Origin of the sequence: Brevundimonas sp. P7753 (assembly GCF_013386595.1) — a bacterium.
Taxonomy (GTDB): Bacteria; Pseudomonadota; Alphaproteobacteria; order Caulobacterales; family Caulobacteraceae; genus Brevundimonas; species Brevundimonas bullata.
On sequence record NZ_JACARP010000139.1, the window covers coordinates 1 to 1,554 of the forward strand.

Here is a 1,554-nt window from a genome sequence, read left to right on the forward strand (position 1 = left end):
CGCCGCCGATCCGGGCCTGCTGCCGACAGGCGCGCGTCAGGGCGAGGTCTGGACCTTCTCGACCGAAGCCGCCGACGCCCTGGCCCAGTTGGACCCGCGCGAGAGCTTCGTCATCCAGTTCCTGTTCCGTGACGACAGCGTCGCCGAGGCCCGCTTCGAAGCCGGCGACTTCGCCGCCGGCCGCGCCTTCCTGGCCATGGGCGCGATCTAGGTCGGGCCGCCGCCTAAAACCGACCCATTGCGGACATTGATCTGGCATCGCAATGTCCAGCCCATGGCACTGGATGACCTCGAAGGCATCGTCGTCGCAAGCGGCACTTGGCTTTATGACGGAGCCATCTCCAAACGCACCTTCGTGATCGCTCGAAACTACGATGTGAGATGGGCGACCTATCAAGCCGATGGGCTGCTTGAAGAAGGTGAGCTTCCAGCGGAGCCGGGGCCAGATGGGCTCTACTATTACGTCTCAGGGACCGGGCCATTTCCCAACGTCGATGCCGCCAAGGAGTGGAATGAGCAGGCGTGGGGGCCGGTTGTCTGGGACAAATAGATAGGTCCGCTTTCCGCCTTTAGGCGAACTTCGGTTCACGACCCATGGGGGACATAGCCCGCCCGCCATCCGCGCTGGCATCACATTGTCCACGCTGCGGAAAGGAGGCTATCTTCGCAAGTGTAGGCGGCTCGAACAGTTTATAGGGCCAGCGGCCCTCATTGACAGGACCATCATGCTTGCTACTGCCCTAGCGATCCTCGCGCTTCAGACTCAGGCCCAGACCGAGTCTGTCGTCGTCAGTCCGAAGTTCAGAGACGGCATCCACTTCGCCTGTGAGGCCAGCTTCGACGTCTACGTGGTGGACACGGCATACTTCCGCGGTCAGTCGGTTGCGGTGTCAGGGAGCTTCACCTTTTACAACTGGCCGGATCAGAGCCGGGTTTTCATCGGAATGAAGCTTGGCGTCCTGGCCGTGGAGAATGGCGGCTGGAGGCCGCCTGCAAACGCTTACGTGGTCAACGGCTACCGTACAAATTTGTCGGAGCAACGGGCGAATATCAAGGCCGACGACCCGAACTTCCGGCTCTTCGTCTACGACTTCACTGGCGACGAGACGCTGAACGCCATGACTCGCTTGTCTACTGAAGGCCAGCTTGACGTCGCTTACACGATGGAAGGCGGCTCAATGCCGACCACCTTCCCCGTCATGCTGACGGACGAACAGGCCCGTCAATGGGCCGAGTGCACCAGCGCACTTGCGGGCCGCGACCGGTAGCCATTGAGGAAGGCAGTTGAAGGCCACGTCCTGCCCGCTCGTAGGTCGCGCGGTTAGAAGGTCCGCTTTCCACCCTCAGCTGACATTTAAGGCTTCTGCTGTCGGGCTTGTCGTCGACCGCGCGGGCGCAGATCATTGTATTGACATTCATGTTTATTGATGCGCTTTGTGGTTGTGCGGTCAAGGTTTGGAAACGCCCTGATCGCACCGGCTTGACGCGTCTGACCTGCGGGGCGCGTCAGCGGATCGTGTGATCCCTCGACTTCGCCCGCCCCGGTTCGCCGGG

2 protein-coding genes and 1 pseudogene are annotated in these 1,554 nt (G+C 61.5%); all 3 read left to right on the forward strand.

Annotated elements, in window-relative coordinates; translation table 11 throughout:
• Positions 1 to 211, forward strand: a pseudogene (locus HX774_RS18340) (hypothetical protein); the annotation flags it as partial.
• Between the two features lie 63 nt (positions 212 to 274).
• Positions 275 to 550 (forward strand): hypothetical protein, encoded by a 276-nt coding sequence (locus tag HX774_RS18345; protein WP_178828880.1) that lies wholly within the window; start codon positions 275 to 277, stop codon positions 548 to 550.
• 175 nt (positions 551 to 725) lie between these two features.
• Positions 726 to 1,268 (forward strand): hypothetical protein, encoded by a 543-nt coding sequence (locus HX774_RS18350; RefSeq protein ID WP_178828881.1) that lies wholly within the window; start codon positions 726 to 728, stop codon positions 1,266 to 1,268.
• Positions 1,269 to 1,554: the final 286 nt, after the last annotated feature.

Coding starts and splice junctions, on each gene's coding strand:
- HX774_RS18345 (WP_178828880.1), top strand. CDS start 275: ATGGCACTGGATGACCTCGAAGGCATCGTCGTCGCAAGCGGCACTTGG.
- HX774_RS18350 (WP_178828881.1), top strand. CDS start 726: ATGCTTGCTACTGCCCTAGCGATCCTCGCGCTTCAGACTCAGGCCCAG.